Source organism: Zhenpiania hominis (assembly GCF_014333425.1).
GTDB classification, from domain to species: domain Bacteria; phylum Bacillota; class Clostridia; order Peptostreptococcales; family Anaerovoracaceae; genus Hominibacterium; species Hominibacterium hominis.
In genome coordinates this window covers 168,022-191,152 of sequence record NZ_JACRYT010000001.1, presented here as the reverse complement: position 1 = coordinate 191,152, position 23,131 = coordinate 168,022, and the positions used below count along the sequence as shown (strand labels likewise).

Below are 23,131 nucleotides of genomic sequence, written 5' to 3'. Positions count from 1 at the left end.
TGCGTTCAACAGGATGAAATCCTTTTGTTTTCGGATTTCATCCTGTTTTTTTATGATTCCGGCATTTCTGCTTTTTTATTGATTTTTCAACGCTTTTTTGCTACACTTAATACGTTACTTTATATTTTGAGGAGGTATTCTATTTTGAGAGATCAGTGGAATTCAAAACTAGGATTTCTGCTGGCAGCCATCGGCTCCGCAGTAGGACTCGGCAATATTTGGAGGTTTCCATACGTTGCCGCAACAAATGGAGGTGGAGCGTTTCTTCTTCCATACTTTTTCGCAATTATCACCGCAGGCATTCCGATTCTAATCCTGGAATATACAATGGGAAAGACTTACAGAGCCGGCGCGCCTGTTACCTTTGCAAGAATTAACCGACGCTTTGAATGGCTTGGATGGTTTCAGGTTATGATCTCATTTGTCATCGCCATTTACTACTTCGCGATTATTGTCTGGTGCCTGAGTTACATCGGTTTTTCCTTCACACAAGCCTGGGGAAATGACCCTACCCGCTTTTTCACAGAAGACTTTCTGGGATTGACAGACAGCGCCTTAAATCTCGGTGGAATCAATACAAGTCTGCTTCTTCCCTTTTTACTTATCTGGGCGGTATCGGCGTTCATTATGTACAAGGGCGTCAGCAAAGGCATCGAAACCGTATGTAAAATCTGTCTGCCGATTTTATTCCTGATGACTTTAATCCTGGTCATTCGCGGCATTACGCTGCCCGGCGCTGTAGATGGGTTGAATTATCTCTTTAAGCCGGACTGGAACGCGTTAAAAGATCCCGGTGTATGGGTCGCCGCTTACGGACAGATCTTCTTCAGTCTTTCCATTGGTTTTGGCATTATGCTTTCCTATTCCAGTTATCTTCCGAAAGAGACAGACGTTGTAAACAGCGCCTTCATTACGGCTACCGCAAATCATGGATATGAAATCTTTGCCGGAATTGGAGTCTTCAGCATCATGGGGTATATGGCTCTGCAGCAGGGTGTGAGTGTGGAAGAGGTTGCCGCGTCCGGTATCGGTCTCGCGTTTATGACCTTCCCGACTGCTATCAGCGCTCTTCCCGCATTAAACGCTATTTTTGGGGTCTGCTTCTTTGGCGCCCTCTTTATCGCCGGCATCACATCCCTTGTCTCCATATTACAGACGGTAGTCACAGGATTCCATGATAAATTCGAGGTCAGCCATAAAAAAGCGGTTACGATTGTTATGGTACCGTCCTTTGTATTAAGTTTTCTCTTTATCACAGGCGCGGGAATGAATATTCTTGATATTGTTGACGCCTTTATCAACAACATCGGCATTGTCAGCGCCGGCGTCATCGAACTGATCCTGATTACAAGGTTTTTCGACGCGGAGAAACTTCGCCGGGAAGCAAACGAATTTTCCAATTTCAGCATCGGGAGATGGTGGATCTATACACTGCGGATTGTAACGACGGTCGTTCTCGGCATGATGATTGTTCTGAATACGCGGGAATATCTTGCCAACGGGTATGGCGGTTACGCCAGCGCGGATATTAATGTATTCGGCTGGGGCACCATTCTCTTTGTTGTCGTTTTCGCGGATGTTTTAACAACCATGAAAGGGAAAGACGGATATCGCGATCTTGATAAAATTTCCTATAAGGAGGTAAACTAATATGGCAACCAGCGCTATAGTAATGATGTGCATCGGCTGTATCGGTCTGTGGGGAGGCTGCGCTTTCTCCATTTCCATTGCTATGAGGCACAGCAAAAAAAAGAAAGATTCCTCCGAAAAGAATTAGGACTCAAAAAAACGGCCTGTCTTCGTTTGTCAGACAGACCGTTTTTTTAATGATGTACGGCTAACAGGAATCCTTATATCCTTCTATCGCAAGTTCCGAAATTTCAATATTCCACGCTTCCATAATAACGCCCCCGCTAAAAAACAGTTGCCGCAATTTTTTCCTCCTGTCCCTCCAAACCCGCGCTTCTGGCCGGATACAGCTGTTCACAGGCTCTCAACGCATTCATAAGCCGGTCATACTCTTCTGTGTCTCGATACGCTTTTATTACCTTCTTCTGAAATCGCTGCCAATATCGATCCCAGTTAAGGATCTCTTCATCGGTCAACGCGCCTCGCATATAGAATTCCTGTATTTCCCCCGCTAAATCCTCAATTATAAAATTCTGTCTACATAGATTCAAATCAGCCCACATCGATGCTTCTAAAGAGATTCCTTCTTTTTCGTAATACGCTTCAACCTGCGCTATATTATCCGCGCCTTTTATATCCGCTAGATACGTTTCTAGCCTTTTCTCCGCGTCTTCTTTTGTCAGTACAATTCCCCTTTTCTTTGCGTACCACTCCAGCGCCGCCCGTCTGACCATCCAGGCCTTTGCGACTTTTACCGCTTCCGGCTTTGCGGTTTTCCGCACGCGTTCCATTGCCACACCCGCAAAAAATGTCGGGTACAGACTGTCTTCACCGGTCTGCTCCCGCAGTTTGATTTTCTGAGCGTCAATTTTCGCCTGCAGTTCCATTATCGCCTCACCTTTCGCTTCCATCGCCTCGCGAAGCCAGACGGAATCCGTCACGTTCCGCTTCGCACCGCCCTGTACGCATCCGGTGAACAACAGAACAATCATAGCCAGAACGCAATATATGACACAAAATTGATTTTTTTTAAGCATTGTGATAAGCTCCTTCCCTTTCACACATAACACGAACTATGGATAGTATAACACAAAAAGGCGACAGACACCATGTCCGGACTGTCACAGAAAAATTTCCCGCGCATATACTACCATAGCTATCAAAAGCAGAGGTGAAGCTTATGTCACTAGATACCCGTGAGCTGTTTGCGCGGCTCATTCAATGTGAGGCAGGAGGCGAGGGGGATGATGGCATGCGGGCAGTCGCGACCGTCATTATGAACCGGGCGACCATTGACTATGGCGAGTTTGCCCGCGTCAACCAGGGCGGCGATATCCGGAAGGTTATTGAACAGCCTGGCCAGTTTGTTTGTATGCGGGAAACGGTGGGAGGCCGCTACAATCCCCAAAACGTCTACAATATGACTCCAACTGACGTCCATTATGACATTGTAGATTGGGCCATGGCCGGCGGGCGGCTGCCGGGGATTGACCATTCCCTCTTTTTCTTTAATCCTTACAGTAGCTCCTGCCCGCCTTATTTTCCGACCAACGTAGGGGTCATACACAACAGAATCGGCGATCATTGTTTTTATATTCCTACGGTGCATTACGCGAATACTTAAAAAGAGAGGTAACGATTATGGCTTGTTGCGAAACGCCAATGATACGAATTGAGAAAATCAAAAAAAACCAGATTGTAAACCCCGGATCATCACCTTATAACCAGATGCCGGTATCCAATCCCGGTTCCGGATCTCAGAATGCCGACCTGCTGCCTGTTCAGGATATGACACCGGTTGTTACGCCTGACGATGCCAGCGGCTCTGATGATATGACAGTAACAAATCCCGGAGGTTCCGGTCCTAATATGATTCCGGAAATTATTCCCAACGCGCCGACTTTCACAGTGCCGGCAAACCCGCTGCTTCCGGAAGGCTACCGGGAAGTCCTGGATTATAACTCCCTGCAGTATGTCAATGGATTTTTTCGGACTCAAATCGGCCACTATGTCCGTGTTGAACAATTAATGGGCTCTAATACGATCGAGAACAAGGAAGGTTATCTGATCGGAGTCGGCATTAACTATATCCTCCTTCAGGAAATGCCGACCGGAAACATCCAGGTAATCGACGCGTACGGGATCAAAAGCATGTATGTTTACTACAATTTCGGAAATACCGCAGTTCCGGCTTCCATGGGAACGGATTCCGAACCGCCGCAGGCGGATGAAGATTGAAAAAGCAGGATATCTCTCATATCCTGCTTTTCTCTGTGGCGGTACAGCGCCTTCATCAACTTGATGATTTCCCTGTGATTTCCGGTCAGCAGGATCTCCTTGTAGGCTCTCACTCTGTCGTCCTCATCCGCGATCCAGTTCGGATTCTCATCCGGCATCGCGTGGATTTCCTCCTCTGAAATCCATTTCCGGGATTTCCCCTTCTATTTTACCACTTTTTAAAGGAGCAAGGTAAGTCTCAAATCTGAGAAACTTTATCTTTCATATTCTGTCCAGACAGGACCTTTAGTCTCTGCCGCCGCACTGATAGAGCAGCGCGTTACAGATGGCAGCGGCAATATTGCTGCCGCCCTTTCGTCCTCTGGCTACGATATAAGGCACATCGGTCTTGAGAATCAGCTCTTTGGACTCCACCACATTGACAAATCCCACCGGTACGCCGATGATCAGCGCCGGGCACAGTCTGCCCTCCTGAATCAGCTCGTAGAGGGTCACCAACGCTGTCGGCGCGTTTCCAATGGCAAAGATCAGCGGTCCCGGAAGGGAGGCCGCTTTTTTCATACTGGCCGCGGCTCTCGTGGTTCCATCTTTCCCTGCCGCTTCCCTCACATCCTCGTCCGCCATAAAGCAGCAGGCCTTTCCGCCAAACCGTTCCAGCGCCCGTTTATTGATCCCGGACCAGGCCATATTGGTGTCCGTCACAATGGTTACGCCCTGCAGGATCGCTTCCATGGCAGTCTCCACCGCGCCCGGCGAAAACACCAGGTTTTCCAGATAGTCAAAATCCGCGCTGGTATGAATGACCCTTTTCACAATCGGCTCTTCCAGAGGATCCAGCTTCACATCTCCCATTTCCCGAGAAATGATTTCAAAACTCCGCTTTTCAATATCCGCAGGCAGCACTTCCTGCAGCTTTACTTTTCCTTCCATTCCTGCTTCTCCTTTATCCTTATGCACCCTGCTCTACGATCCGGTACAGCAGATCCATATCCATATTCCTACGGATTCCATCGGCCAGAAGATCGTACTGTTGCTCTTTGTAAGCCGCCATATCCGTAGAAACCACATCTTCATCGCTAAGGCCCTTTGCCCGCAGCAGCGCTGAGATAATTGACTTCGCAACCTCTTCCCGGTCAAAGATCCCGTGAACATAGGAACCATAAACATTGCCGCTGTTCAAGCCGTCCGCCTTGGCAGGCGCTCCGTCCTCCGCGATATCCGCCAGCACATTCCCTTCCTCCAGGCTGGATGTGCCCATGTGAATCTCATATCCTTCGAAATCAATTCCCGACAGGCCGGAGAAAATCCCCTCCACTCCGCGGAAGGTTCCAGTGACCCTGGTTCTTGTCTTTTCCTCTTCAAAGACCGTTACAGAGGGCAGCAGTCCAATGCCTGCCATCTCACCGCCATGTTCCACGCCGTGAGGATCCTTCAGTACTCTTCCCAGCATCTGATAACCGCCGCAGATGCCAAATACCGGCTTTCCGGCTGCCGCGTGTTTATGAATACAACTTTCCAGGCCATTCTGCCGCATCCATAACAGATCGGCCATGGTGTTTTTCGTACCCGGCAGCAGGATCAAATCCGGATCCCCTAAGGCCGCCGCGGAATCCACATACCGCACCGTTACTCCCGGCATGGATTCCAGCACATTGAAATCCGTAAAATTGGAAATTCTCGGAACCCGGATGACGGCCAGATCCACAAGCCCCGCCTCCCCTTTGCGGGTAAACCGTTCGGTCAGGCTGTCCTCGTCATCAATATCCAGATGCATATAGGGAATCACGCCGGCAATCGGCTTTTGAATGATTTCCGAAAGTTGATCGAGGCCCAGCTGCAAAATGGAACGGTCACCCCGGAATTTGTTGATCAGAATGCCCTTTACCAGTTCCCGCTCTTCCGGCTCAAAGAGCTGCATCGTTCCCACAATGGAAGCAAACACGCCGCCCCGGTCAATGTCGCCCACCAGCAGAACCGGCGCCTTCGCCAACTTTGCCATATACATGTTCACAATATCATTTTCCTTAAGATTGATTTCCGCCGGGCTTCCCGCTCCTTCCAGAACGATAATATCATGCTCCGCCGCCAGCTTGTCGTAGGAATCCTTTACTGCCGCTACCAAATCCCGCTTCCGCTTATAATAATCGGCGGCGCTCAGATTATCCATAACCTCGCCGTTTACAATTACCTGCGAGCTGGTGTCGTTGGTAGGCTTTAAGAGAATCGGGTTCATCAGAACGGAAGGCTCCACTCCGGCGGCTTCCGCCTGGGTGACCTGAGCTCGTCCCATTTCCAGACCTTCTCTTGTGATAAAGGAATTGAGCGCCATATTCTGCGCTTTAAAAGGCGCCACTTTGTAACCGTCCTGCTTGAAAATCCTGCACAATCCGGCTGCCACAAGGCTTTTCCCCGCATTGGACATGGTTCCCTGAATCATAATTGCTTTTGCCATAATCGTTCCCTCCTGTTAAGCGCGCGTAATAACCGCTCATTTTCTTCTTTTCCGCGCACCGCGATCCGGAAATAACCGGTTTTAAGCCCGCGGTAATTGGCGCAGCTTCGAATCAGAATTCCCTCTTCCGCCAGATCTTCTGTAAACCGGGCCGCGTAGGCCGGATCGTTTTTATCCGGCAGGCGGAAGAAGATATAATTGGCCGCCGGCGGAAAAACCTGATAGCCCAGCTCCGAAAGTCCCTGTACCAGCCGCTTTCTCTCCCGGAAAATAAGCTGTCTGGCTTCCTCAAGATAAGCGTCTTCCTTCAGCGCCGCTACTCCCGCTTCCTGGGCTAAAAGAGAAACGCTCCAGGGCTGTCCCGCCGCGGTTAGCCGATCTAACAGCTTTCGATTTCCACAGATTCCATACCCCAGCCTAAGCCCCGGCATCGCGTAATTCTTCGTAAAGGCCCGCAGGATAAAAAGACGCGTATACTCCGCGATCCAGTCTTTCACCGTAACTGCCTGCGGATCGGTTACAAAATCAATAAAACATTCATCCACCACCGCGAAGATGTTCTTTTTCTCACAGATATCCAGCACCTTTCTCAGAAAATCCCGCTCAATCAACTGCCCTGTAGGGTTGTTGGGATTACATAAAAAGATCAGATCCAGATCATCTGTAAGCTCGGAAAGAAACCCTTCGCCCAAGGCAAATCCGTTTTCCTCACAAAGGGCATGGATTCCCACGCCGCATCCGGCTGATCGCAGCGCCTGCTCATATTCGGCGAAGGTCGGCGCGGGAATCAGGGCATTTTCCGGCTTTATTGCCGCGGTCAGGCGGAAAATCAGATCTGCCGCTCCGTTTCCGAAAATCAGTCGTTCTTCCGGCACGCCCTCTTTCTCCGCGACTGCCCGCGCCAGTCTCCTGCACAGAGGGTCCGGATAATGATCGCAGTCATCGAGGACTTTGCCAATGGCCCGCTTTACTCCTTCCGGCATCCCCAGAGGATTGATATTCGCCGAATAATCAAGGATTTCTTCTTTTGCGGTACCCTTTTCCATGGCCGTATAGATGTCACCGCCGTGTACCAGTTTTGTCATATGTATACTCCAATCATCAGATAGATTGCCGCTCTCAGAGTCAGAGAGACAAGCAGGCACAGCGCTGCTGTCCCGTAAAGCAGCCGGTTGGCGGAAGCGATATCCTCATAGCGGATCGCCCTCAGCCGGTCGCCGATGGTCTTTTTCGGATACAATTTTCCAAAGTAGTAGGCATCTCCCGCAAGCTGGATATCCAGAGCTCCCGCGCAGACCGCCTCCGTCTGGGCACTGTTAGGGCTGGCGTGGTTGAACCGATCCCTGCGGAAGATCCGCCAGGCATTCCGGAAGTCCATTCCCAAAAGAGCGCTGGCTCCAATCATAAGAAATGCCGAAACCCGCGCCGGAATAAAATTGGCGGCGTCATCCAGTTTCGCGGAAAAGCGCCCGAAGAACAGATACACCTCATTCTTATATCCTACCATGGAATCCAGTGTATTGATTCCCTTGTATAAAAAACCGAGAGGCGCGCCGCCGACCGCCATAAATAGAAGGGGCGCCACCGTACCGTCGGATGTATTTTCCGCTACTGTTTCGATGGCTGCCTTGGCCACCTGTTCCTCGCTGAGATGTTCGGTATCCCGGCCTACAATCATAGAAACCTTCTGCCGCGCCCCCGCAAGACTCCCTTGTTTCAGTTCCTCGTAAACCTTCATACTCTCCGTTTTCAGAGACTTCACCGCCAGAATCTGATAGCACATCACCGTCTCCAGTCCAATGCCCAGCCACAGGTTCAGGCGATAGGCAAAAAACAGAATCAGAAAAGATATCGCAAAAGAAAGGATTGGAATTCCGATTCCCAGCACAGTACCTGCCGCCAGCTGCCCTCTCTGTGTATCCGGAAAGGCTTTTCTTAGGAATCCTTCTCCCTTCTCAATCCCCTTTCCGATGAGGCGGATAGGGTGGGGCAGAAAATAGGGATCGCCGATGAGAAGATCCAGAACAAACGCCAGCGCCAAAGGAGTCAGATAAAGCAGCAGGCTCATCTCGCCAGCTCCTGTATCTTTTCCACCATACTGTCAATGGTGGCTTTTTCCGAAACCGCGACCTGCATTCCCCATTCCTTCGCCGCGGCGGCGGTCTGCTCTCCGATGCAGATCGCCTTTACCCCGGAAAAATCCGCGTCAGGGTTTTGTTTTACAAATCCCCGAACCGTGGAAGCGCTGGTAAACGCCACCAGATCCACACTGTCATCATAAATGCCGGTCTGCTTTATCTCCCTGGTATCGTAAACCGCAATGTCAACAAAGGAAAGCCCCGCTTCCTTCAGAGGGCGGATTACATCTTCCGTGCCGATTTTCGCTCGTGGAATTAAAATCCGCTCTTGCCGCTTCACGGTCCGGGCCAGAAGTTCGCCCAAGGCTTTTCCGCTGTATACCTCCGGCATGAGATCTACAAAAATTCCCTGTTTTTCTACCGCTTTGGCAGTTCCCGTTCCGATCACCGCAAAACGAATCCCCGCCAGGCTCCGGACATCCATCCGCCGCGCTTTCATAGCGCTGTAAAAGGTCTGGACGCCAGCCACACTGGTAAACACGATCCAGCTGTATTCGCCAATACGGTCAAGGGCTTCCTCAAGCCGCGTGTTTTCTTCAATAGGCGCTGTCTCAATGGCGGGCATCAGCGCCACCTCAGCCCCCAGCTCAGCCAGCTTTTCCGCTAGCGCGGAACTGCGGTCTTTCGGTCTTGTCACCGCGATTTTCATAGTTCCCAGCGGGCGATCCTCCGCCCAGTGGAACTCTTCCGACAAGGCGCAGACTTCGCCCACAACGATAATAGCCGGTGGCTTCAGTCCCGCCGCTTTCGCGTCTTCAGGGAGACTCGCCAGAGTGGACACCACCCGTCTCTGATGGGCGGTGGTTCCCCGCTCTAAAAGGGCAGCCGGCATATCGGCCCGCATCCCGGCATCCAAAAGGCCCTTGCAAATCTTAGGCATGGCGGTCACGCCCATAAGAAAGACCATCGTTCCTCCCACTTTGACCAGAGCTTCGTAATCGACTTCCGCTTCTTCGGACTTTTTGGTATGTCCGGTAATAATATGAAGAGAGGAACAGCAGTCTCTGTGGGTAACCGGAATTCCATTATAGGCAGGTACCGATACAGCCGAAGTAATTCCCGGCACGATCTCAAAGGGGATCTGATGCTCGCAGAGAAGCTCCAGTTCTTCTCCGCCCCGGCCAAATACAAAAGGATCGCCGCCTTTCAGGCGCACAACCCGGTTTCCCGCAAGGGCTTCTTCCAGAAGAATCCGGTTAATCTCATGCTGGGGAATGGGATGGTGTCCCGCTGTTTTCCCCACGGAAATTTTCCGCACATGGCCCGGGATCATCGCCATAACGCCCTGTCCCACCAGCTTGTCGTAAACGACCACATCGGCCTTTTCCAGAACGGCTTTTCCCTTTAAGGTAAACAGCCCCGCGTCCGAAGGGCCTGCCCCTACCAGCCAGACTTTTCCTTTATTCTGCTTGCTCATTTATGCTTCTCCCTTCAACTGCTTTGCCAGAGTAATGGCAAGTTCTGCCGCGTCGCCTCGTTTTCCCTGAATCTGTCCTCTTTCACATATGCCGGTCCCCTCGTCACAGTAAAGTCCCCGAATTCGGATTTCATCCCCTTCGATTTCCGCGAAGGCTCCGATAGGCGCGCTGCAGCCGCCGTCCAGATAGGTCACAAAGGCTCTCTCCGCCGCTGCCTCTTCTCTGGCCCGCGGATCATCGATACAGGAAAGCCAGCTGTAATCTTCTCCCAGACGCCCCTGAACGACCATAATTCCCTGCCCTGCCGCGGGGATCATTTCATCCGGTGTAAATTCCCGGCTGACGCGATCATCCAGATCCAGCCGTTTCAATCCCGCGTAGGCCAGCACCAAGGCGCTGTACTCACCGGAATCCAGCTTGCTTAAACGGGTCTGCACGTTGCCGCGGACGCTTTTCTGTTCCATATCCGGATACAGAGCCGCCAGCTGAACATTTCTCCGGGGACTGGAGCTTCCAATGGGCTTTCCTTTCTCCATCTCTTTCCTCCCCTTGGGCAGCACCAGTACGTCCGTAGGACGCTCCCTCTTAGGGAATGCCAGAAGCGGCAGATCCTCCGAAACTTCCATGGGCATGTCTTTGAGGCTATGTACGGAAATATCGATTTCCCCTTCCCTCAGGGCCCGATCCAGTTCTTTCACAAAGAGGCCTTTGCCTCCGATTTTATCCAGAGTTTTATCCAGGATTTTATCTCCTGTGGTTTTCATCGTTACCAGTTCCAGCTCCAGCTCCGGATGATGGGCTTTAATCTGTTCCATCACCAGTTCCGACTGGATCACAGCCAGTTTGCTTTCTCTGCTGCCTACGATAATTTTCTTTTTACTCATAGCCTTCTCCTGTTTCTGCCCTCCTGTTTTCCAGGGCCTGACGAACTTTCCTGCTTCCCTCGGCAGCCAGACGGTGATCTTGCCCGCCGGCTGTCAGTCCCGCGATAAGATTTCCCTTGCGGACGACTGCCGGAAAGTAAAAGTCACATTCTTCTTTGCGGTCCGCTACATTTACGAAAATTCCTCGCGTCCGGCACAAAATCCCGATTTCCCGGTTTACTTCCCGGCTCCCCGCGGCGGCAAGCACCAGATCCGCGCCTTCCAGATCCGCAGCCGAAAACTCGCGTTTTTGTACATGAACTCTCCCCGACTCTGCCAGCCCGATCACTTCCTTGGAAAGCTCCGGCGCGACCACCGTAATCTCCACATCAAACTGGCTCAAAGTTCGTATTCTGCGGGAAGCGATCTTTCCCGCTCCTGCGACTAAGACCTTCTTTCCCTTTACATCAACGAAAAAGGGAAACCATCTGGCTAAAGGCTCCTCCTTTTTATCCAAAGCCTGCCGCGGAAGCGGTGGAAGCCCCAGTATCCGCAGAACTTCCGCAAGGGATTTTCCTTCTTCCTTTGGCCTGCCAATGAGGATCACCTTAGCCCCCGCTTCTTTTGCTGCCGTTAGCTTGTCCGCAAAGCCGCCGACCTGACCCGATTCCTTTGTTACCAGAAAGGCCGCTTTCGTCTGCCTTAGCATGGCAAGATTGGTTTCATGGGAGAAGGGGCCCTGCATGGCAATGATATGGCCCGCGTCAAATCCCAGATCAAAGGCCCGTTTTACCATTTCCGGAGTAGGAAGAATCCGCGGATAAAGCCGCTGTGAAAAATTCGCAAGGCCTGTAAAAGCTGCCAGCTCCTTGCTTCCAATGGTCAGCAGGACATTGCCCTCCGTCTTTTTCAAATACTCCGCGGCCCCTTTTGCGTCCGGTACAACCACCGCATCCTCCGCTTCCTGTCCCTGTTCCCGCAGAAGACGAAGATAAGGGACTCCCGACTCTTCCGCCGCTTCGCGGATGTTGGCCGAGGCCTGCCGGGCGTAAGGATGGGTCGCGTCAATTACCTGGCAGACTGCCTCTTTTTCCATCAGCGCCCGCATTTCTTCCGGTTCCATACGTCCCGCCAGTACCGTAAGATTTTCACTTTCTTCCGGCAGCAGATGTTTTCCGTATTCCGTGGCCACACAAGTGATAACGCGCCTTTTTTCGCTGTCATCCCGGCAGATGGCTTCTGTGAGAATTCTCCCTTCTGTTGTCCCGGCGAAAATCAGAATCTTATCCATTGTTCGCTCCCAATCGGTAGCCTCTGGACGTTACCATGCTTCCCCGGATCTCTCTGGTGGTGGAGTTTCCGATATATACCGTGGAAAACATATCCACCTGCGTTTCTCTCAATTGAGAAAGAGTCAGCACAGTCGCTTCCTCCCCTTCCCTGCCGATGTTTTTTACAATCCCGCAGACCGTCTCCCCGTTCTTGTATTTTAAAACCAAATCACAGGCCTTCTGCAGATAGTCATGTCTCTTTTTACTGGAAGGATTGTAGAGACACATGACGAAATCGGCCATAGCCGCACATTCCAGCCTTTTTTCGATCTGCTCCCAGGGCGTGAGAAGATCGCTTAAGCTGATCACCGCGAAATCATGAATCAGCGGAGCTCCCAGGACAGCGGCTCCGCTGCAGGCCGCGGTAATTCCGGGAATAATTTCGATTTCAATGGGATCATAATCCTGCGCGACCTCGTAAATCAGTCCCGCCATGCCGTAAACCCCGGCATCCCCGCTGCATACCATGGCAACCTTCTGCCCTTTCAGGGTTTCCTCCACTGCCAGTCTGCACCGCTCCACCTCTTTTTTCATAGGCGTAGACAGCAGTTTTTTATGGCCAAACCGTTCCTTTATCAGATCAATATAAACGGTGTATCCCGCGATCACATCGCATTCTTCCAGAGCCTGCAGGGCTCTTCCTGTTGCCTGTGACAATTCTCCCGGTCCCAGGCCGACTACATATAACTTCATGTGCTTCCTCTCTATTTTGCTTTTCCTGTCTTTAACGTATCTCGTTTGGCGGATTCTTCCAGAGCACAAAGGCATGCTTTCCATTCCTGCTGAGGCAGCGTGTCCCGCAGTCCGAACAAAAGCTTTTCCACCGCTTTATCAACTGCCGTCTCAATGGCCGGATAAATCTCCGCCCTCTGCAGTTCTTCTCCCAGAACCTGGCTTACGGACTTTTCCATCCGTTTGCAGGCGTCTTCCGTCGTTACCTGGGAAATATTCTTCACCAGATCGATATGCTCCCGGAAGGCGAACCAACGCTCCAGCTCTTCCCGATAGTCCTCCAGAATTTCCATGGATTCCCGCAGGGATTTCTCATTTCTCGCTTCCAAAGACGCGTTCCCCAGGTCGTCCATATTGTAAAGAGAGACTCCGGGAATTTCTCCCGCCTTTTCGTCAATGTCTCGCGGTACCGCCATATCGATCCACACAGCGGAATCAAAATGTTTTCCCGCGGCGTTCTCAGCGGTAATGGTAAAATGAGGACTTAAGGTAGCGCTGATGACCACCTTATAGGATTCCAGGTGCTCCAATCGGTCTTCATAATCGATCATGCGGCATCCATCGGGAACGATGGAGTCCTGAATTTGTGTTCCGTGAATTCGTTTTCGCAGCGTCATGGTAACCTGCGCCCCCGCTTCCGTCAGCGTATTTGCCACCAGCCGGCCCATCTGTCCGTTGCCGATAATCAGGCAGGGCAGATTTTCCAGACTGCCCAATTTTTCTTTTAAAAGGACTTTCGCGTTTCTCGCCGCCGACGGATCCGCTGTTTCGATTTTTACCTGGGTTTTAACCCGCTTTCCCGCTGAAATCGCAGTTTGAAACAGTTTTTCAATCACCATGTCGTCACAGCCGCACTCCCGGGAAAGTTCCAGAGCTTCCCGAATCTGAGAAAGAATCTGGTTTTCTCCATAGATTCGGGATTTCAGGCCGCAGCTTAGCTGCAGAAGATGGGTCACCGCCTCTCTTCCCTGCCGGTTCACCGCCAGAGAGCGGAAACGTTCCGGATCCATTCCCTTTTCTTCACACAAGAAGGAAAAGGGATCGATATCCTGTCCGCCGGCGCTGATCCACAGTTCCGTCCGGTTGCAGGTGGATAAAAGCAGGCAGCCTTCCAGTTTGCCGATTTGTTTCCATCGCTCCATGGCCCGCCTGGCCTGAGCTTTTGTAAAGGCAAACGCCTCTCTCTGCTGGATCGAAGCGTTTTGATGATCGATTCCTGCCATCCGGATCTCCATCATTTTGAAGCCTCCCGGAACTCATGGGCAAAGGACGGATCATAGAGCTTGGAACGCTCGTAAGCGTCTCCCAGAAAATCCCCTACTAGAATCAGCGCGGTCTTTGTAATATTGTTCTTTTCCGCGATTTCCGGAAGGGTCCCTACTGTACCGTAAAAGACCTGTTCCTCCGGCCAGGTGGCTTTGTAAACAATGGCTGCCGGCGTGTCCTCCCGGTATCCTCCAATCAGCAGCCGCTCCCGAAGGGGTTTTAAAAGTCCTGTGCTTAAAAAAATCGCCATCGTCGCCTGATGAGCCGCCAGAAGAGAAATTTCCTCTTTTTCCGGAACCGGCGTTCTGCCCGCCATTCTGGTGATAATCACAGTCTGGGAAACATCCGGCAGCGTATATTCCGCCTTCAGGGCTGCCGCCGCTCCGCAAAAGGAGCTGACCCCCGGAACCACATCATAGGCGATATGAAGCTCATTCAAAAGATCCATCTGCTCCCGGATCGCGCCATAGATGCTGGGGTCTCCCGTATGAAGCCGTACGGTCATTTTTCCTTCCTGCTCCGCCTTTTTTATGACATCTATGACCTCTTCCAGCGTCATGGAAGCGCTGTTGTAAATACCGCATCCTTCCTTAGCCAGATTCAGATGTTCTTTATTGACAAGGGACCCGGCGTAAATAATGACATCCGCTTCTTTTAAAAGATTCTGTCCTCTGACCGTAATCAGGTCCGTCGCTCCCGGTCCCGCTCCTACAAAATGTACCATAGCCCTCTGCTCCTTTATCTATCCTTTACTACTACAATTGAAAAATAACTTGCCTGAGGATCGATTTCCTCCGCGGATAAGAATACCCGCTCACCTTCCATGCCGCATCTCTCTACCATCTTGGCTTCCCATCGCTCTGGCTGCTGCTGGATTAAATCGCGGATTTTTCCGATGGACTTTCCGCTCTTCATCAGGACTTTTGTTCCCGGAAGCTCCATGGCTTCCGCAAGACCTTTATAGGAAGCGGGAATCACATGCAGAGCCTGAGATGTTTCCGTAAGCCCTTCATTCAATCTTGCCGCCGCCGCGCAGAAGGACGGAATCCCCGGAACCAGCTGCGCTTCAAACCCCGCCGCCAGCACTCGTTTATGAATATAGATATAGGTCGAATAGATGGACGGATCACCCAGCGTCAGAAACGCCACGTCCTTTCCCTCTTGCAGAAACTCGATCACCTGCCGCGCTGCCGCGTCATGGCTTTCCCTCAGCTTTTCTTTATCCCGGATCATGGGCATGGGAATCTCTGTAATCTCCCGCTGGGAAAGTTCCGGCACCGCGCCGACCGCGATGGTCAAGGCGGCGTTTACGTCCTGTCCGGATGCCGGGACCGCGATGATCGCACACTCTTTTATCAGTCTTACTGCCTTCAGGGTCATCAGTTCCGGATCACCCGGCCCGACTCCCAGTCCATATAGTTTTGCCATACTCATTCTCCCTTCTCTTTTTTCGCCCGGCGGAGGAATTCTTCCGTTCCCACGGATTCCCCGAGATACCCGTACTGATTGGAGTAAATCATGGTCTCTGTCCATAAGGCATCTCCGGTTCGCCCTCTCATCTGGCTCTGAATGTCTGCCGTCACTTTTTCCCACAGACGGGCTTCAAACTCCGGGCCCAGACCTTTTATGACACCGATGGCGTCTTCTGTGGTCACGCACTTCATCAGGCGCCCTGTCAGGTCCCGGCTGCCGCCCACCGATTCCGCCGCGGCGGACAGGGTTTCCATCCGCCGATCCCCGTATCTGGAATGGGTGTTCATCATTCCTGCCGCGACTTTAATCAGCTTTCCGATATGCCCTACCAGCAGCACGCCGGCAAATTCCTTTTCCCGGACAGCGTCCAGCGCTTCCCCGATGAAATTGCTGCATTTCACATAGGTGAGCGCGTCCATATATCTGCTTTCTTTCAGAAAGGTTTCTCCATAGTTTCCCGGCGTCAGTACCAGGTAAGAAACGCCTGTAGCTTTCGCTACATTAATTTCCACTTTAATGGTATCGATCAGGGCCTGCTGGCTCATGGGCTCTACGATTCCCGTCGTTCCCAGTACGGAAATTCCACCTACGATACCAAGCCTGGGGTTGAAGGTTTTCTCCGCCAGCCGCTTGCCGTCCGGAATAGATATGATCACATCCAGGCCGCCCCGGCAGTCGAAAGCCTTCATCACTTTCCGTACCTCCTGCTGAATCATCTTTCTCGGAACCGGATTGATGGCAGCTTCTCCTACCTTGCAGGCAAGGCCCGGTTTTGTTACCCGCCCTACGCCTTCTCCTCCATCAATTCGCACAGGCGGCTCTGCTTCCTTTCGGAGGAAAACTTCCGCGCAGACGATGGCCCGGTTGGTCACATCCGGATCATCGCCGCTGTCTTTGCGGACACTGCAGACCGCGCGGTTTTCCTCCGGGTTTATTTCCACATTTTCTACCGGAATCCGTACTTCAATGCCCTTTGGCGTCATCAGGCGGATTTCTTCCGGCTGCTTTTCCCCCCCGGACAAGAGGGCTTGAGCCGCTCCGCAGGCCGCCGCCGCCGCGCATGACCCGGTGGTGTAGCCCCTTCTCACTTTGCCACCGCTTTGAAGATATGCTGAACATACATATCCTGAATTTCCGGAAATTCACCCAGCCCTTTCAAGATACATTCCGTCTCAAATCCATCCTGCTTTAAAAGGGACTTCCAGGAATCCTCTTCTTCTCCCGCCATGTCATTGACCGCATGATCTCCGGCCACTACCATCAGCGGCAGAAGGATCACTTTGCGGGGTCCATATGCCCGAAGCTGCCTGCGGACATCCTCAATCTCCGGATAACCCTCTACGGTTCCCACAAACACGTTGTCCGCTCCCAGAGCTTTAAAGCGGTAGTCTAAAGCCGCGTAGGCCGAATCGGCGAAATGACCGGTCCCATGACCCATCAGCACCAGCGCTTCCTCCTTTTTCAGCTTGGGGAACTGTTTCAGAATTGCCCGACAAACCGCTTCATAGTCCGCGCTTTCCGTCAAGAGAGGCCTCCCTATTTTCAGAGTATGGAAAAATTTACGGAATTTCATGGCCTGCTCTACCATTTTATCGTATTCATCTCCATTGATAATATGGGTCGGCTGCAGGGTTACACTGGTAAAGCCGTCCCGCGCCAGCTTTTCCATAGCTTCCGTCACATTATCCACATGCATGCCATCCCTTTCCCGCAGGACCTTTAGAATCATCCCGCTGGTAAAGGCCCTGCGAATTTCACAGATGGGAAACTGCTCTCGAATCCGCTGTTCAATGGCCTCAATCGTCTTTTCTCTTGTCTCTTTATGGCTGGTCCCAAAACTGACTGCCAAAATCGCCTGTTTTTTGGACATGTTATCCTTTCCTTTCTCTTATGTAATGCTCCAGTTCTTCCATGCTGCGGGGCCGTTTCAGGCCAGGCCTTAAAACGCCTTCTTTTTCCAGAGTATCGAAAATCCGCAGCACCGCCGGTTTTTCCAGGTTGGTTTTTTCCAGAAGCGCGTCATCCATAAAGATGGCGTCCGGCGGACCTTCACCCGCGATTTTCCCTTCGTGAAACACGATAACCCTGTCTGCCCATATCAGCGCCCGTTCCGCGTCGTGGGTAGACAGAAGAACGGTAATTCCCTTATCGCTCAGTTTATCAATAATCTCATTAATCATGCGGGAGTGCCTGGGATCCAGAGCCGCCGCCGGCTCGTCAAGGATCATCAGACTGGGAGCCATGACTACAATATCCGCGATAGCGACCCTTTTTTTCTGTCCCCCGCTCAGGAAATGCGTCGGCTTGTCCGCGAAGGGCGTAATATTCAGTTCCCGCATGATATCCTCTACTCTGCGCTCCGCCTCTTTCTCAGACATTCCCAGATTCAGCACGCCGAAGGAAATCTCCTGTTTTACACTTGCGGAAAAGAGCTGATCATCGGGATTTTGAAATACAAATCCCACTTTTTTTCTTACATTCAGGAGCCCCTTTCTCGAGTAGTCAATTGCCTCCTCGTCAATCAGCACTCTTCCCTTCTGCGGCTTCAAAAGCCCGTTAAGGTGAAGAAAAAAGGTGGATTTTCCAGATCCGTTGGCTCCCATGACCGCTACTTTTTCTCCGAATTTTATTTTTAAATCAATGCCTCGCAGAGCCTCTGTCCCATCCTCATAGGTATAGTGCAGATCTTCCGCAATCACAATCGACTCCATCACAGACCTCCCTTCTGCCAGCAGATGACCGCAAGAACCAGCAGCGCCGCCAGATAAAGGACGACTGCCACGATTTCTTTTTTCTCTGCCCTGCCGCTTTCATAAAGCACCCGGATTCTCCCGTCATAGCACCTGGCTTCCATCGCGTCGTAGAGAACCGATGACTTTCGCAGGGCCTGTACCAGCAGCGCCGCCAGCATATTTCCCATACTCTTAATCGAAGTCTTTAAATCTTTATTTCCCAGCCTGCAGTTCTGGGCGTTTGTGATAGAAAGCGCCGAATCCAGCAGGACGAAAATAAAGCGGTAGATCAACGTCATCAGTTCGATTAGGATCCACGGGCAGCGCGCCTTCTTTAAAAGCGTCATCAGATCCAGAACTGGCGTCGTCAGAACCAGAAAGTAAAGGCAGGACACCGATGCCAGCGAAACTAGAATCAGCCGCAGGGCGTAGGTCAGCGAGTACACGGTGATAATGATAAAATGATTTCCTACCGGAAGACTGCAGATCCCCGCAGGCTCCCTTGAGATATCCAGCAGAATGGCGATGGTTCCAAAAATCAGAAACGCGAAAGGCCACATCATCATCCGCGTATAACGAGAAAGGGACGCCCGGCTGTATCGCACCGTCAGGCATCCCATCAGAATCAAAATGATACATGAAATCAGAAAGGAGCGGACTGCCACGCATATAAAAAGGGTACCGACTGCAAAAATACTTTTCAGATACACGCTTTTATATCGCCATGGGGACGAATAAGCCAGCTTGTCAATCATCATCATCGCATTATTCTTCTTTCTTCGTAAATTTCTTTCTGCAGATCAAATATCCAAGTCCGAATCCGAACACACCGCCTCCCAGAGCTGCCTGTACGCAGAACAGCAGAGACTCGGTTTCTCCTCCCGGCGGTTCGATAACCGGAGCCGCCCAGGCTTCATAGTCCGGATTTATTTTTGTAATTGCTTCTTCCGCCGCGCCGTCAGCGCCTCCAAACTCTGTTCCGTTCAGAACCAGCAGCGGTACAACCGCGATAATAACGGCCAGCGCCAGGCAGATAATTACGATTTTCGTATTTTTTGTCATCGTTTACACCCCCAGATATCCCAGTTCGGTCAGCTCCGGCTTCGCGTAACTTTCCAGAGCTTTCATTACAACAACGGCGATCAGACCTTCAATCACAGCCAGCGGAATCTGCGTCACAGCGAAAATTCCCATGAATTCCGCTAAAGACGCGGCGAATCCGCCTACCTGGGAAGGATGTGCCAGCGCCAGCTGGACAGATGTAATGCAGTATGTAAACAGATCACCCAGACATGCCGCGAGAAAAACCCCCAGGGATTTTGGCGCATGCAGCTTTTTACAGATCAGGAACACCCCAAAGGCCAAGAACGGTCCCGCGATTGCCATGGAGAAGGTATTTGCCCCCAGGGTCGTCAGTCCGCCGTGAGCCAGAAGCAGCGCCTGGAAAAGCAGCACGATTACACCGATTACGCACATGGCGGTCGGACCGAATAAAATCGCTCCCAGACCGGTTCCCGTAGGATGTGAGCTGCTGCCGGTGACAGACGGGATTTTCAGTGCCGAAAGCACGAATACATAAGCGCCCATCATGACCAGCAGAAGCAGCGTCTTCCTGTGCTGCGTCACGGTTCTTTTAATGGAAAACAGCCCGGTAATAAAAAATGGAACGCAGATTGCTCCCCAGATGATGCAGTAATTGAGAGGCAGATACCCCTCCATGATATGCATGGCACTGGAAGCCACCGTCATTCCAAACAACAGGGCTGCCACGGTTCCCGCAATAAACAGGACACGTTCTGTTTTGCTTCTTGTTACGTTTGTCATAAATCATTCCCTCCTAAAAAAATAACTATTCTGGAAATTCAGAATAGCGCAACAAGTGAAGAAGATAACTCTTCCCTCCTGCACTTCCTCATCGTCCGTAAGAAAATGCTCCCATACTCTCAGGCAGGTCTTCTGGCTCAGGCTTCCTCACAGAATCTCATCTTCCCATTTTCACAGTGATGTAAAACAGACTCTGCTCGTCCAATACAGCGGCGTGACCGCGCGGGATTCGCACCCGACTTCCCTATTCTTCCGGCGGGGAATCACCGGACACCTGGGAGATTATTAAGTTCAGATTTATTTTATCATTCTCACAACTTCATTTCAAGGCGTCCTCCGCAAAATTGTGTTCATATTGAAAAAAGTACAGAATTCGTTCATATAAACAATTTCTGTACTTTTCTGTATTTTTCTACAATTTTCCACAAGACTGCTGTTTTTTATAATCCAAACAGGCCTGGGCGAAATTTTTCGCTGCCTGAAGGTTGGAATAAAAATAAAGATGCGGATATCCGGCAAATAAATTCTTTTCCGCGACAACACATTCCCATCCGCGCTTTCGCAGAGGCTTCTGCGCGTGAAACGCGTTACCCGGGCAGGTGCTGTCCCAATAGTGAAATTCATGACCCTTCAGGCCCTGTCCTTGCGGGCCCAAAAGCGTTTCCTTTTGAGAGGTCAAAGTAATATAGCCGAATCTGCCCAGTTTATCGGTGGGATAGCTTTCTCCGCCAATAACACCTGCCATGGGCCAAGCTTTTCCATCTCTGCCTTTCAGCGTTTCATGCAGATACATAAAGCCGCCGCACTCCGCAAAACAGGGCATGCCTCTTTCTACTGCCCGGCGTATATCCGCTCTCATTGTTGTATTTTCAGAAAGCTGCGCAAGATACAGCTCCGGGTAACCGCCTCCAAACATGAATCCGCAAATTCCTTCCGGCAGACGAGTATCTTCAAGGGGACTGAAAGGCACGATCTCCGCTCCCAGCTCTTCCAGCAGATCCAGATTGTCCTGATAGTAAAAGCAGAAGGCTTTGTCCTTTGCGACGCCGATCTGTACCGACTCTTTCAGAGGCGCCGGAAGTTCCAGATTCTGAAAGGAAAGATCTTCCGCGCTCCCTGCCAGTTCCATAAGGCCCGCCAGATCCACAGTCTTTTTTATCTGGTTAGCCAGTCTGCCGATGATCGCCTGCAAGTCTCGAACTTCCTTCGCGGTTACCAGCCCCAGGTGACGGCTTTCCAGAGAGCAGTCTTCCATTTTAGGAAGATATCCGTACACCCGGACAGGCAGCTTCGTCTCGATCATGGTTTTCAGTTCCGGATAAAGCATACCGGAAATCCGATTGAGGATCACTCCCTGAATATGGCTTTTTTTCTCCAGTTCTAAAAATCCCTTGATTTCTGCCAGAAGAGAAACCGATTTTCCCCTCCCGTCCAGCAGCAAAACCGCAGGAGTGCCTGTAGCTCCAGCCAGATCCCAGGAGCTTGCCTCCGCGGAAATTCCCGCCAGTCCGTCATAATATCCCATGACGCCTTCCACAACCGCAAGGCTGCCCTGCGCTCCGTGTTTTGCCATCAGATATCGGACTGTATTCTCCTCCGCGAAGAAAAGATCCAGGTTTCGTGAAGGAACATTCAGAACTTCTGTATGGAACATAGGATCAATATAGTCCGGCCCGCATTTAAAGGAAACCGGCTTTTCTCCCGCATCTCCCAGCGCCCGCAGAAGACCGCAGGTAAACGTTGTCTTTCCGCATCCGCTTCCCGAAGCGCCGATAAGAAGCCGGGGAAGTCTTACCTTATTCATCATCTTCTCCGTCTTGTTTCATTTTCTGAGCGGTCAGAATAAACACCGGATTCTGGCCTGTCATCATATGGTAACTACCCGCTGTTTTGGTTCTGGCAGCGGAAATCTGGACAATGTCCGGATTTTCAAATCCCTGCTCCTGGAACGCCTGCAAAGCCTCTGCCAGAGATTCCAAAGCGATCACATTCACTCCGATCCGGATATCGGGATTTTTCTCTATCAGCGCTGCCATAATTGCTTTCATGTTTCCCTTTGAACCGCCGATAAAAGCGGTATCTGCAGGCGGAAGCTCTTCAAGAGCTTCCGGCGCCATCCCCCGTATGATATGCAGGTTATCGGCGCCAAAGCGAACTTTATTTTCCTCGATCAAATCAGCGGCTTCCTCTTTTGTCTCGATCGCGTAGACTTTCCCTTCCTGTGCCTGCAGAGCCAGCTCCACCGCTACCGATCCGGTTCCCGCGCCGATATCGTAAATAATGTCGTTTTTCCGAACTCCCAGTTTGGAGATAGTCACGCTTCGTACTTCTTCTTTTGTCATTGGCACATCCCCCCGCAGGAACTGCCCATCGGGAATACCGTGCGTCACAATCGGTTCCTTCCGGTAGTCATGGTTTTCCACCAGCACCACGCTCAGCGGATCGAAGTCCTGTTCCGCCAGAACATAGGCTGGGCCGGAGGTAATCGTTTCCTCCGAATAGGAAAGCCTCTCCCCTACGAAAACATCCGCTTCTCCCATTCCCGCCTCTGTCAGAGCCTCGCATATGAAGGAAGGCGTGTGCTGTTTATCGGTCAGGAAAAAAACTTTTTCACAGCTTCGCACTGCTCCCAGAAAATTGGCCTCCCGTCCATGAAGGCTGAGAACCTTGACATCATCCCATGAGGTTCGTATCTTCGCGCAGAAATACTGAAGAGAACTGATTCCCGGAATCACTTCAATCTCCCAGTCCGTCTCTTCCTCTATCAGGGAAATCAACTTTTTCGCGCCGCTGTAAAATCCGGTATCCCCTGACATAAGAACTGCCGCGGTTTCCAAATCCTCCTGCTGTCTGAGCCATTTTAAAATTTCCGACGGAGCAACCGCATTATGGGTTCTGTCACTTCGGATTCCGACACTTTCAATCATTCTGCGGGCACCTACCACCGCCTGGCTCTCCTTAATCGTCTGAAAAGCGCCAAAGGTCAGAGTATCGGGATTTCCCATCCCGATACCGATAATGTAGACTTTTTTCAT

25 protein-coding genes and 1 riboswitch are annotated in these 23,131 nt (G+C 51.3%); of the genes, 4 read left to right on the top strand and 21 right to left on the bottom strand.

Going from position 1 to position 23,131, the window contains the following annotated elements:
• Positions 1-144 precede the first annotated feature (144 nt).
• A complete protein-coding gene (locus tag H9L42_RS00960; protein ID WP_187301598.1) occupies positions 145-1,650 on the top strand; it encodes a sodium-dependent transporter in 1,506 nt (501 codons plus the stop codon).
• 1 nt (position 1,651) lies between these two features.
• Positions 1,652-1,777 carry a MetS family NSS transporter small subunit gene (locus H9L42_RS00955; protein ID WP_187301597.1) on the top strand — a complete coding sequence of 42 codons (126 nt, stop codon included), beginning with the start codon at positions 1,652-1,654 and terminating at the stop codon, positions 1,775-1,777.
• 136 nt (positions 1,778-1,913) lie between these two features.
• On the opposite strand, the gene H9L42_RS00950 is transcribed toward H9L42_RS00955, so the two are convergent.
• Positions 1,914-2,666: a hypothetical protein gene (locus tag H9L42_RS00950; RefSeq protein WP_187301596.1), complete on the bottom strand. Its 753-nt coding sequence runs from the start codon at positions 2,664-2,666 to the stop codon at positions 1,914-1,916.
• 143 nt (positions 2,667-2,809) lie between these two features.
• Between H9L42_RS00950 and H9L42_RS00945 the strand changes: the two genes are divergently transcribed.
• A complete protein-coding gene (locus H9L42_RS00945; protein ID WP_187301595.1) occupies positions 2,810-3,253 on the top strand; it encodes a cell wall hydrolase in 444 nt (147 codons plus the stop codon).
• Positions 3,254-3,270: 17 nt separating this feature from the next.
• On the top strand, positions 3,271-3,867 hold the full coding sequence (locus H9L42_RS00940; RefSeq protein ID WP_187301594.1) for a hypothetical protein: 597 nt from the start codon (positions 3,271-3,273) through the stop codon (positions 3,865-3,867).
• Here H9L42_RS00940 and H9L42_RS00935 read toward each other — a convergent pair.
• The 20 genes from H9L42_RS00935 to cbiE all read right to left on the bottom strand — a co-directional run bounded on the left by H9L42_RS00935 (position 3,792) and on the right by cbiE (position 23,131).
• Positions 3,792-4,025, bottom strand: coding sequence for a hypothetical protein (locus tag H9L42_RS00935; RefSeq protein ID WP_187301593.1), 234 nt, complete (start codon positions 4,023-4,025; stop codon positions 3,792-3,794). The two genes, H9L42_RS00940 and H9L42_RS00935, sit on opposite strands and share 76 nt — an antisense overlap.
• 127 nt (positions 4,026-4,152) lie before the next feature.
• Positions 4,153-4,797, bottom strand: a complete 645-nt coding sequence (locus H9L42_RS00930; RefSeq protein WP_187301592.1) for a precorrin-8X methylmutase — start codon at positions 4,795-4,797, stop codon at positions 4,153-4,155.
• A gap of 19 nt (positions 4,798-4,816) precedes the next feature.
• A complete protein-coding gene (locus H9L42_RS00925) occupies positions 4,817-6,319 on the bottom strand; it encodes a cobyric acid synthase (protein ID WP_187301591.1) in 1,503 nt (500 codons plus the stop codon).
• Positions 6,301-7,404 (bottom strand): threonine-phosphate decarboxylase CobD, encoded by a 1,104-nt coding sequence (cobD, locus tag H9L42_RS00920; protein WP_187301590.1) that lies wholly within the window; start codon positions 7,402-7,404, stop codon positions 6,301-6,303. The genes H9L42_RS00925 and cobD overlap by 19 nt, the downstream gene beginning before the upstream one ends.
• Complete coding sequence (gene cbiB, locus H9L42_RS00915; protein WP_187301589.1) at positions 7,401-8,387, bottom strand: adenosylcobinamide-phosphate synthase CbiB; 987 nt, start codon at positions 8,385-8,387, stop codon at positions 7,401-7,403. The genes cobD and cbiB overlap by 4 nt, the downstream gene beginning before the upstream one ends.
• Complete coding sequence (gene cobA / locus H9L42_RS00910; protein WP_187301588.1) at positions 8,384-9,874, bottom strand: uroporphyrinogen-III C-methyltransferase; 1,491 nt, start codon at positions 9,872-9,874, stop codon at positions 8,384-8,386. The genes cbiB and cobA overlap by 4 nt, the downstream gene beginning before the upstream one ends.
• Entirely contained in the window at positions 9,875-10,759 is an 885-nt protein-coding gene (hemC, locus tag H9L42_RS00905; protein ID WP_187301587.1) for a hydroxymethylbilane synthase, read from the bottom strand.
• The gene (cobK, locus tag H9L42_RS00900) at positions 10,752-12,029 is read right to left on the bottom strand and encodes a precorrin-6A reductase (protein ID WP_187301586.1); all 1,278 of its coding nucleotides are present in this window, start codon (positions 12,027-12,029) and stop codon (positions 10,752-10,754) included. The genes hemC and cobK overlap by 8 nt, the downstream gene beginning before the upstream one ends.
• Entirely contained in the window at positions 12,022-12,762 is a 741-nt protein-coding gene (gene cobJ / locus H9L42_RS00895) for a precorrin-3B C(17)-methyltransferase (RefSeq protein WP_187301585.1), read from the bottom strand. The genes cobK and cobJ overlap by 8 nt, the downstream gene beginning before the upstream one ends.
• Positions 12,763-12,773: 11 nt before the next feature.
• Positions 12,774-14,039: a glutamyl-tRNA reductase gene (hemA, locus tag H9L42_RS00890; RefSeq protein WP_187301584.1), complete on the bottom strand. Its 1,266-nt coding sequence runs from the start codon at positions 14,037-14,039 to the stop codon at positions 12,774-12,776.
• The gene (gene cobM, locus H9L42_RS00885) at positions 14,036-14,791 is read right to left on the bottom strand and encodes a precorrin-4 C(11)-methyltransferase (protein ID WP_187301583.1); all 756 of its coding nucleotides are present in this window, start codon (positions 14,789-14,791) and stop codon (positions 14,036-14,038) included. Before cobM ends, hemA begins: the two co-directional genes overlap by 4 nt.
• A 14-nt stretch (positions 14,792-14,805) precedes the next feature.
• Positions 14,806-15,495: a precorrin-2 C(20)-methyltransferase gene (gene cobI, locus H9L42_RS00880; protein ID WP_346726252.1), complete on the bottom strand. Its 690-nt coding sequence runs from the start codon at positions 15,493-15,495 to the stop codon at positions 14,806-14,808.
• A 2-nt stretch (positions 15,496-15,497) separates the two neighbouring features.
• Complete coding sequence (gene cbiD, locus H9L42_RS00875; protein ID WP_187301581.1) at positions 15,498-16,628, bottom strand: cobalt-precorrin-5B (C(1))-methyltransferase CbiD; 1,131 nt, start codon at positions 16,626-16,628, stop codon at positions 15,498-15,500.
• Positions 16,625-17,410 carry a sirohydrochlorin cobaltochelatase gene (locus H9L42_RS00870; protein ID WP_187301580.1) on the bottom strand — a complete coding sequence of 262 codons (786 nt, stop codon included), beginning with the start codon at positions 17,408-17,410 and terminating at the stop codon, positions 16,625-16,627. Before H9L42_RS00870 ends, cbiD begins: the two co-directional genes overlap by 4 nt.
• Position 17,411: 1 nt before the next feature.
• Complete coding sequence (locus tag H9L42_RS00865; protein ID WP_187301579.1) at positions 17,412-18,251, bottom strand: energy-coupling factor ABC transporter ATP-binding protein; 840 nt, start codon at positions 18,249-18,251, stop codon at positions 17,412-17,414.
• Positions 18,251-19,033 carry a cobalt ECF transporter T component CbiQ gene (gene cbiQ / locus H9L42_RS00860; RefSeq protein WP_187301578.1) on the bottom strand — a complete coding sequence of 261 codons (783 nt, stop codon included), beginning with the start codon at positions 19,031-19,033 and terminating at the stop codon, positions 18,251-18,253. The genes H9L42_RS00865 and cbiQ overlap by 1 nt, the downstream gene beginning before the upstream one ends.
• Positions 19,034-19,037: 4 nt before the next feature.
• Positions 19,038-19,334: an energy-coupling factor ABC transporter substrate-binding protein gene (locus tag H9L42_RS00855; RefSeq protein WP_187301577.1), complete on the bottom strand. Its 297-nt coding sequence runs from the start codon at positions 19,332-19,334 to the stop codon at positions 19,038-19,040.
• A gap of 3 nt (positions 19,335-19,337) precedes the next feature.
• Complete coding sequence (locus tag H9L42_RS00850) at positions 19,338-20,096, bottom strand: energy-coupling factor ABC transporter permease (RefSeq protein ID WP_187301576.1); 759 nt, start codon at positions 20,094-20,096, stop codon at positions 19,338-19,340.
• Between the two features lie 105 nt (positions 20,097-20,201).
• A riboswitch (cobalamin riboswitch) is annotated at positions 20,202-20,389 on the bottom strand.
• Positions 20,390-20,508: 119 nt separating this feature from the next.
• Positions 20,509-21,900 carry a cobyrinate a,c-diamide synthase gene (locus H9L42_RS00845; RefSeq protein ID WP_187301575.1) on the bottom strand — a complete coding sequence of 464 codons (1,392 nt, stop codon included), beginning with the start codon at positions 21,898-21,900 and terminating at the stop codon, positions 20,509-20,511.
• Positions 21,893-23,131, bottom strand: coding sequence for a precorrin-6y C5,15-methyltransferase (decarboxylating) subunit CbiE (gene cbiE / locus H9L42_RS00840; RefSeq protein WP_187301574.1), 1,239 nt, complete (start codon positions 23,129-23,131; stop codon positions 21,893-21,895). Before cbiE ends, H9L42_RS00845 begins: the two co-directional genes overlap by 8 nt.

What these genes read in the sequence shown, in the direction of transcription:
- H9L42_RS00845 (WP_187301575.1), bottom strand. Translation starts at nt 21,900, where the DNA reads ATGAATAAGGTAAGACTTCCCCGGCTTCTTATCGGCGCTTCGGGAAGC.
- cobD (WP_187301590.1), bottom strand. Translation starts at nt 7,404, where the DNA reads ATGACAAAACTGGTACACGGCGGTGACATCTATACGGCCATGGAAAAG.
- cbiQ (WP_187301578.1), bottom strand. Translation starts at nt 19,033, where the DNA reads ATGATGATGATTGACAAGCTGGCTTATTCGTCCCCATGGCGATATAAA.
- H9L42_RS00940 (WP_187301594.1), top strand. Translation starts at nt 3,271, where the DNA reads ATGGCTTGTTGCGAAACGCCAATGATACGAATTGAGAAAATCAAAAAA.
- cobI (WP_346726252.1), bottom strand. Translation starts at nt 15,495, where the DNA reads ATGGCAAAACTATATGGACTGGGAGTCGGGCCGGGTGATCCGGAACTG.
- H9L42_RS00935 (WP_187301593.1), bottom strand. Translation starts at nt 4,025, where the DNA reads ATGCCGGATGAGAATCCGAACTGGATCGCGGATGAGGACGACAGAGTG.
- cobA (WP_187301588.1), bottom strand. Translation starts at nt 9,874, where the DNA reads ATGAGCAAGCAGAATAAAGGAAAAGTCTGGCTGGTAGGGGCAGGCCCT.
- cobM (WP_187301583.1), bottom strand. Translation starts at nt 14,791, where the DNA reads ATGGTACATTTTGTAGGAGCGGGACCGGGAGCGACGGACCTGATTACG.
- cbiB (WP_187301589.1), bottom strand. Translation starts at nt 8,387, where the DNA reads ATGAGCCTGCTGCTTTATCTGACTCCTTTGGCGCTGGCGTTTGTTCTG.
- H9L42_RS00930 (WP_187301592.1), bottom strand. Translation starts at nt 4,797, where the DNA reads ATGGAAGGAAAAGTAAAGCTGCAGGAAGTGCTGCCTGCGGATATTGAA.
- H9L42_RS00955 (WP_187301597.1), top strand. Translation starts at nt 1,652, where the DNA reads ATGGCAACCAGCGCTATAGTAATGATGTGCATCGGCTGTATCGGTCTG.
- H9L42_RS00850 (WP_187301576.1), bottom strand. Translation starts at nt 20,096, where the DNA reads ATGACAAACGTAACAAGAAGCAAAACAGAACGTGTCCTGTTTATTGCG.
- H9L42_RS00945 (WP_187301595.1), top strand. Translation starts at nt 2,810, where the DNA reads ATGTCACTAGATACCCGTGAGCTGTTTGCGCGGCTCATTCAATGTGAG.
- H9L42_RS00855 (WP_187301577.1), bottom strand. Translation starts at nt 19,334, where the DNA reads ATGACAAAAAATACGAAAATCGTAATTATCTGCCTGGCGCTGGCCGTT.
- H9L42_RS00865 (WP_187301579.1), bottom strand. Translation starts at nt 18,251, where the DNA reads ATGGAGTCGATTGTGATTGCGGAAGATCTGCACTATACCTATGAGGAT.
- cobJ (WP_187301585.1), bottom strand. Translation starts at nt 12,762, where the DNA reads ATGAAGTTATATGTAGTCGGCCTGGGACCGGGAGAATTGTCACAGGCA.
- H9L42_RS00870 (WP_187301580.1), bottom strand. Translation starts at nt 17,410, where the DNA reads ATGTCCAAAAAACAGGCGATTTTGGCAGTCAGTTTTGGGACCAGCCAT.
- hemA (WP_187301584.1), bottom strand. Translation starts at nt 14,039, where the DNA reads ATGATGGAGATCCGGATGGCAGGAATCGATCATCAAAACGCTTCGATC.
- cobK (WP_187301586.1), bottom strand. Translation starts at nt 12,029, where the DNA reads ATGGATAAGATTCTGATTTTCGCCGGGACAACAGAAGGGAGAATTCTC.
- H9L42_RS00925 (WP_187301591.1), bottom strand. Translation starts at nt 6,319, where the DNA reads ATGGCAAAAGCAATTATGATTCAGGGAACCATGTCCAATGCGGGGAAA.
- H9L42_RS00950 (WP_187301596.1), bottom strand. Translation starts at nt 2,666, where the DNA reads ATGCTTAAAAAAAATCAATTTTGTGTCATATATTGCGTTCTGGCTATG.
- cbiE (WP_187301574.1), bottom strand. Translation starts at nt 23,131, where the DNA reads ATGAAAAAAGTCTACATTATCGGTATCGGGATGGGAAATCCCGATACT.
- hemC (WP_187301587.1), bottom strand. Translation starts at nt 10,759, where the DNA reads ATGAGTAAAAAGAAAATTATCGTAGGCAGCAGAGAAAGCAAACTGGCT.